This window comes from Streptomyces sp. NPDC096339 (assembly GCF_044762985.1).
GTDB lineage: Bacteria > Actinomycetota > Actinomycetes > Streptomycetales > Streptomycetaceae > Streptomyces.
In genome coordinates this window covers 79,285-85,474 of the sequence record NZ_JBIWFI010000012.1, presented here as the reverse complement: position 1 = coordinate 85,474, position 6,190 = coordinate 79,285, and the positions used below count along the sequence as shown (strand labels likewise).

Sequence of the window (6,190 nt, the reverse complement as noted above, 5' to 3'; positions counted from 1 at the left end):
TGGGGCCGGTCTCGCCGGTGGGCCCGGTTGCACCTGTGGGGCCGGTCTCGCCGGTTGCTCCGTCCACTCCCGTCGGGCCGGTGGCTCCCGTGGCGCCGGTCCGGCCGGCAACGCCGGTCGCGCCTGTGGGGCCGGTCTCGCCGGTTGCGCCCGTCGGGCCGGTTGCGCCGTCGGTGCCGGGGGTCCCGGTTTCGCCTGCTACGCCCGTGGGGCCGGTTGCCCCGGTTGTGCCGGTCTCGCCTGTGGTGCCTGTCGGGCCGGTGGCGCCTGTTCGGCCTGCGACGCCTGTGGCTCCGGTCGCGCCGGGGTCGCCGGGGTCGCCGGTTGCGCCCATGGGGCCGGTGGCTCCCGGGGCGCCGGTCTGGCCTGCGACGCCGGTTGCTCCGGTTGCACCGACCGGGCCCGTGGCGCCCGCGGTTCCGGCAGTACCCGTCGCGCCGGCGGCCCCGGTCGGGCCCGTTGCGCCCCGCGGGCCAGTGGCACCGGCTGTGCCCGTTGCGCCCGCGAAGCCGTCGATGCCGGGGTCCCCTGCGGTGCCGGCGGGTCCGGTTGCTCCGACCGGACCCGTGGCGCCGGTTGCACCCGGCGCACCCACGGCTCCGGTGGGGCCCGTCACGCCCGTCACGCCCGTTGCGCCCCGCGGGCCAGTGGCCCCGGGCGGGCCCGCCGGGCCCGTGGCGCCCTTCGCGCACGGGTCGTGCTCGCCCCCGAGAGCCGCTCGCGTCACGGCGTGGGTGCCGCTCGCGTGGGGACGGTGGTGTTGGCAGCCGTCGTCCCGACCCGAGACGGCCACCGTGCTGTTGCCGGCCGGCTTCTCGAAGCCCTTCGCCACGCCCACCGCGGGGCTCGCCAGCCCCACCGCGACCAGAGCCAACGAGGCCATCGCCCCGCCCACGAGCCATTTTCGGCTTCGGGGGAGCGGGCCGAGAGCGGACCTCGTCCGGGTTTCAGGACACATGCGCTGCTCCTCGAAGAACCAACCGGGTGATGCCCCAAACGGAAAGTCGAGCTTCCCCCGGCTCCTCCGGTTCGTGGATTCGACTTGAGCGCGCCACCGGAAAGATCAACACATTGGCGCAGCCGAGCGCCGCCGCGCCCTCGGCCGCGCCGGCGCCGCCCCGGTACAGGCCGGGGCGGCACTCGGCCTCAGCCGCCCTGGCTCACCGACGGTGTGTCCACGGCCGCCCCCCGACGGCCGTGGACACGCGCCCGCTCCCGGGCGAGCGCGGGCTGGAAGAGCCACCAGACCAGCAGACCGGCCCCCGCGCCGGCGGCCGCTCCGGCCGCGGTGTCGCTGATCCAGTGCGCGTGCAGCCAGGTCCGGCTCCACATCATGGCGAGGGTGAAGACCGCGCCCCCGAGCCACCAGGTCCGCCGCCGGGCCACCGGGACGAGCAGTACGCCGACGGCCACCACCAGCAGGGCCGCCGTGGCCGCGTGGCCCGACGGGAAGGAGCCGTGGTCGACGCGGACCAGCGGGTTCGCGGGGCGGGGCCGGTCCACCAGGTTCTTGAGCGTCTGCACGACGAGCAGGTTGCCGCCGAGGTACACGGCGAGCAGGAAGCCGGCCGACATCCACCGCCCGCGGACCAGCAGGAAGGCCAGGAGGGCGAGCGGGACCACGATGCCGACGGGGCCGCCGAAGAGGTTCAGGGCCGCGGCGAGGGCCGCGTACGGACCCTCGTGCGGACCGCCCATCCAGGTCAGCCACCGGTCGTCCAGCCCCTGGAAGGGCGGATTCGTGACGTCCGAGCGGACGACGAGCGCCGCCAGCCCGGCAACCCCGAGAAGGACGAGGGACAGGACGAGGACTCCCGTGCTGCGCGTCGCCGCGCCGCTGCGGGGTCTGGTGGATCGGATGGTGGCCGGAATGCTGGACATGACTGCCTTTCGCGGCCGCGGGAGTGGCCGCGAGCCGGGTGTGCCGTGTGCCGTTCGGGGGTGAGGGGAAGGCGGGGGCGCGGTCCGAGTCGCACCCCCGCCCTGGAGCGCCGGAACCGGTCCCGGGGCTGGGGCCGGTACCGCAGCCGGTGTCAGGCCCGCGTGCCGAGGTGCCGTGCCAGGAAGGCCACGCTCTCGTCGACGATGGAGGCGATGTCCGGGGAGCCGAGGAAGATGTGGTCCGCGCCGTCGACGGGCCGCAGGGCCACCTCGCCCCCGGCGCGCGTGAGCGCCACGGCGAGTGCCTCGCTCTGGCTGTACGGAACCAGGCCGTCCTGGGTGCCGTGCACCAGCAGGAACGGCGGCGGGTTCGAGCCCTGCGCGTACGTCACCGGGCTCGCGGCCCGCGCCAGATCGGGGCGCTCGTCCACCGTGGCGCCCAGCAGGGCCTCGTACGGGTCGGGGAACTCGACCTCCGACGGCATCGCCGGCATGGGGTGGCGGGAGAGGGCGACCAGGTCGGAGACCCCGTACCAGTCGACGACGGCCAGCACCCCTGTGTCGCCGGAGCCCACGCCGTGAGCGCCCTCCAGCGCCGGGCCGTGCGGGCTGCCGGGGCCGACGAGCCCCGCCAGCGCGGCCAGGTGGCCGCCCGCCGACTCGCCCCAGACGCCTATGCGGTCCGGGTCGATGCCGAGGGCGCCGGCGAAGCGGCGGACGTAGCGGATGGCGGCCTTCACATCGTGCAGTTGGGCCGGGAAGGGCGCCTCGAGGCTGTGCCGGTAGTCGATGGAGACGAGAGCGAGACCCGCACCCAGCACCGCCCCGTGCAGCAGCGCGGCGGGCACGGTCGGCGGCGGGTAGCGGCGGTCGCCGTCCAGCCAGCCGCCGCCGTGGATCCAGACGACCGCGGGGAACGGCCCTTCGCCGGCCGGGACCTGGACGTCGAGCAGCCGGGGACGGTAGCCGGGGGTGGTCGCGTACGTGATCCCGTCGAAGCGCCGGACGCCGTCCGTACCGGCGACGGGCGGTACGGGGGACTGGTACGGCGGCGGTGGCCAGGTCATGTCGGCGGTGTCGAACGCGGCCGGAGGGGATTGGGTCATTGCGGCCCTTCCAATGCGGGGTGGGGTCCGGCGGACGGGGCGGATTCCGTAACGTTTGTCCGAAATGCTTGCGCGGGTCGCCGGGGTGTGCGTAGCGTGTTACACGTGTAATCAAGGACTCTAGCGACGCATTTCCGCTGACGACAAGCCCCGAGGTGATCGGGCTTCGAGATCAGTTGCACGAGCCAACCCAGCGGCTGCGGCGCCTTCCCACCCCGGGAGCACGTCATGCACGTCACCACCGGCAGCTGCGCCATACCCGCGCCCCAGACGGTCCGCAGCTTCGTCCACTGGGTCGCGGACCCCGTCGCCGCGCACGTTCCCCAGGTCAGAGCCCGTGTGCGGGCCATCCTCGAAAGCTGGCGGGTCCCCGTCCACGCGGCCGAAGCCCTCCTGCTGGCGGTGAGCGAGCTCGTCGGCAACGTGGTCCGGCACTCGGGCACCGGCCGGATGCGGATCGGCCTGAGCTGCGGCGGGGGCTGGTTCCGCCTCGAGGTCGCCGACCAGGGCGCCACGCTGCCCCGGCTGCCCTCGCCCCGGCTGGAGCTCGACCCGGAGTCCGAGGACGGGCGCGGACTGCTGCTCGTCCAGCTGCTGACCGCCGAGCTGGGCGGCGGGCTCACCGTCACCGCCGACGCGTCCGGGAAGTCCGTACGCGTGCGGATCCCGGCCTTCTGAACCGGGCCGCCCCTTCCCCGCCGCCCCGACCGAGGTGCCGTCCCATGGAGCTCTCCCCGTCCGCGCACGTCGACACGTTCTGTCGTGATCGGCTCCCGCCCGCCACCCTCTGGCCCGAACTCCACTTCGACCTGCCGGAGTTGCACTACCCGGACCGGCTCAACTGCGCCCAGCGGCTGCTGGACGAGGCCGTCCGGCGGTGGGGACCCGACCGGCCCTGTCTGCTGACCCCCACCGAGCGGTGGAGCTACGGAGACCTGCTCGAACGCGTCAACCGGGTCGCGCGGGTGCTCACCGAGGACTTCGGCCTCGTTCCCGGCAACCGGGTCCTGTTGCGCGGCCCCAACAACCCCTGGCTGGTGGCCACTTGGCTGGGCGTCCTGAAGGCGGGCGGCGTCGCCGTCACCACCATGCCGCTGCTGCGCGCCGCGGAGCTCGCCGAGCTGACGGACATCAGCCGGCCCGCCCTCGCCGTGTGCGACCACCGCTACACCGAGGAACTCGACGCGATCCGCCGCCCCGGTGCCACGCCGGACCTGCCCGTCCTCACGTACGGAGCCTCCGGGCCGGCCGATCTGACCGCTCGGTGCGCGGCCAAGGACGGCCGCTTCACCGCCGTGGCCACGGCCGCCGACGACGTGGCCCTGATCGCCTTCACCTCCGGTACGAGCGGCCGCCCCAAGGCGACCCTGCACTTCCACCGGGACGTACTGGCCAATGCCGACACCTTCTCCCGGCACGTCCTGCGCCCCCGCCCGGACGACGTGTTCACCGGCACCCCATCGCTCGCCTTCACCTTCGGGCTCGGCGGACTGGTGGTCTTCCCGCTCGCGGTCGGGGCCTCGGTGCTCCTCGTCGAGCAGCCGGCCCCCGAGCGGTTGGCCGGCCTGGTCGAAGCCCACGGCGTCACCGTGCTCTTCACCGCGCCCACCGCCTACCGGGCGATCCTGGCGGCCGGCGCGGTGGGCCGGTTGACCGGGCTGCGGCGCTGCGTGTCCGCCGGAGAACCGCTGCCCGCCTCCGTGTGGCGCGCGTTCCACGCCGCGACGGGTCTGCGCATCATCGACGGCATCGGCTCCACCGAGATGCTGCACGTCTTCGTCTCCGCCGCGGACGAGGACATCCGGCCCGGGGCGATCGGCCGTCCCGTCCCCGGCTATCGCGCCGCCGTCGTCGACGAGCTGGGACGGCCCGTCCCCGACGGCCGGCCCGGCCTCCTGGCCGTGACGGGCCCCACTGGTTGCCGCTACCTCGCGGACCCGCGCCAGGCTTCGTACGTCCGGGGAGGCTGGAACATCACCGGCGACACCTGCGTCCGTGACGCCGACGGGTACTTCCGGTACATGGCGCGCAGCGACGACATGATCGTCTCCTCCGGTCACAACATCGCCGGCCCGGAGGTGGAGAAGGCCCTGGCCTCCCACCCGCACGTGGCGGAGTGCGGTGTCGTCGGCGCACCGGACGAGCGGCGCGGCGCGCTCGTCAAGGCGTACGTGGTCCTGCGAGCCGGGGTCCCGGCCGGCGGGGCGACGGTCCGCGCGCTCCAGGCACACGTCAAGCAGGCCATCGCCCCGTACAAGTACCCGCGCTCCGTGGAGTTCGTGACGGAACTCCCGCGCACCGGCACGGGCAAGCTCCGCCGCGCCGCACTGCGCGAACGCGCCCGCGGCGAGGAGTCTCCCGCTGGCGCGGCACCCACTGACGCATCTTCCACCGGCGCGGCATCCGCCGGCCCGGCACCCGCCGGCGTAGCTCCCGCCGGCCCGGCATCCACCGGCCCGGCACCCGTCGTGCCGCCGGAGCAGGAGCGTGAGGCTCCGCCGGGCACACGGCCGAACGGCACCTCCCCTGGTGCTCGTCCGGGCTTCGGAATCTCATTGCCATGATCCATTTCTCCGAGTGATCATGCCCGTCATGACGCCCTCTCAGAGTCCTCCTCCGGCGGTCGCCCCATCCGCGACGGATCCGCGCTCCGTCATGCGCGGGCTGCTCGCCCTGCCCTTCCGGCGCGACACCTGGCGGCACATGCTGTTCGCCCTGCTCCTGCCGCTCGCCCTCGCGGTGGTCCTCGTCCTCCAGTACGTGATGAAGGCGGCACAGGAGAGCGGACACCCGGCGCTCGGCCCCCTGATCCTGATCGTGGCACTGGCGGGCGTCGCCGTGGTCGGGCCGTCCTTCGAACGGATGCGGCTGCGCGTCTTCTTCGGTGAGACCGTCGCACCGCGCGCCGGCAAGGGCCCGGGGAGCGGCTTCCTGTTCTTCCTCGTGAACACGGCCTTGTCCACGCTGTCGTTCGTGGCCGCGGCCGGCTGGGTCATCGTCTGCGCGCGCAACCTCACCTACCCGATCTGGGGCTGGGAGCCCTACCCCAACCCCGCGTGGGGTGGGCCGACGCCGCTGGGGGCGGTGGCGCTGCACTTCGCGGCCGGAGTGGTCGCGTTCTTCGTCATGCCGTGGATCGTCGTCCGCCTCACCGGATGGCAGCGCGCCGCCGTGCGCCGCCTGGTCGGCCCCGGGAGCTGAGT

Annotated in this window: 5 protein-coding genes; 3 read left to right on the top strand and 2 right to left on the bottom strand. The window is 74.4% G+C overall.

What is annotated here, in order from left to right; genetic code table 11:
- Positions 1-1,146: 1,146 nt before the first annotated feature.
- Together ACIQ5Y_RS18020 and ACIQ5Y_RS18015 are read right to left on the bottom strand one after the other, a co-directional pair.
- A complete protein-coding gene (locus ACIQ5Y_RS18020; RefSeq protein ID WP_403880793.1) occupies positions 1,147-1,881 on the bottom strand; it encodes a phosphatase PAP2 family protein in 735 nt (244 codons plus the stop codon).
- Between the two features lie 152 nt (positions 1,882-2,033).
- Positions 2,034-2,987 (bottom strand): alpha/beta hydrolase fold domain-containing protein, encoded by a 954-nt coding sequence (locus ACIQ5Y_RS18015; protein WP_403880792.1) that lies wholly within the window; start codon positions 2,985-2,987, stop codon positions 2,034-2,036.
- A gap of 228 nt (positions 2,988-3,215) precedes the next feature.
- Here ACIQ5Y_RS18015 and ACIQ5Y_RS18010 point away from each other — a divergent pair, with 228 nt between their 5' ends.
- From ACIQ5Y_RS18010 to ACIQ5Y_RS18000, 3 genes are read left to right on the top strand one after another with little or no spacing between them, the layout of a single operon-like run.
- Positions 3,216-3,665 (top strand): ATP-binding protein, encoded by a 450-nt coding sequence (locus tag ACIQ5Y_RS18010; RefSeq protein WP_403880790.1) that lies wholly within the window; start codon positions 3,216-3,218, stop codon positions 3,663-3,665.
- A 44-nt stretch (positions 3,666-3,709) separates the two neighbouring features.
- Entirely contained in the window at positions 3,710-5,551 is a 1,842-nt protein-coding gene (locus ACIQ5Y_RS18005) for an AMP-binding protein (protein ID WP_403880788.1), read from the top strand.
- A gap of 28 nt (positions 5,552-5,579) precedes the next feature.
- Positions 5,580-6,188 (top strand): hypothetical protein, encoded by a 609-nt coding sequence (locus ACIQ5Y_RS18000; protein WP_403880787.1) that lies wholly within the window; start codon positions 5,580-5,582, stop codon positions 6,186-6,188.
- The last annotated feature ends 2 nt before the right edge of the window (positions 6,189-6,190 follow it).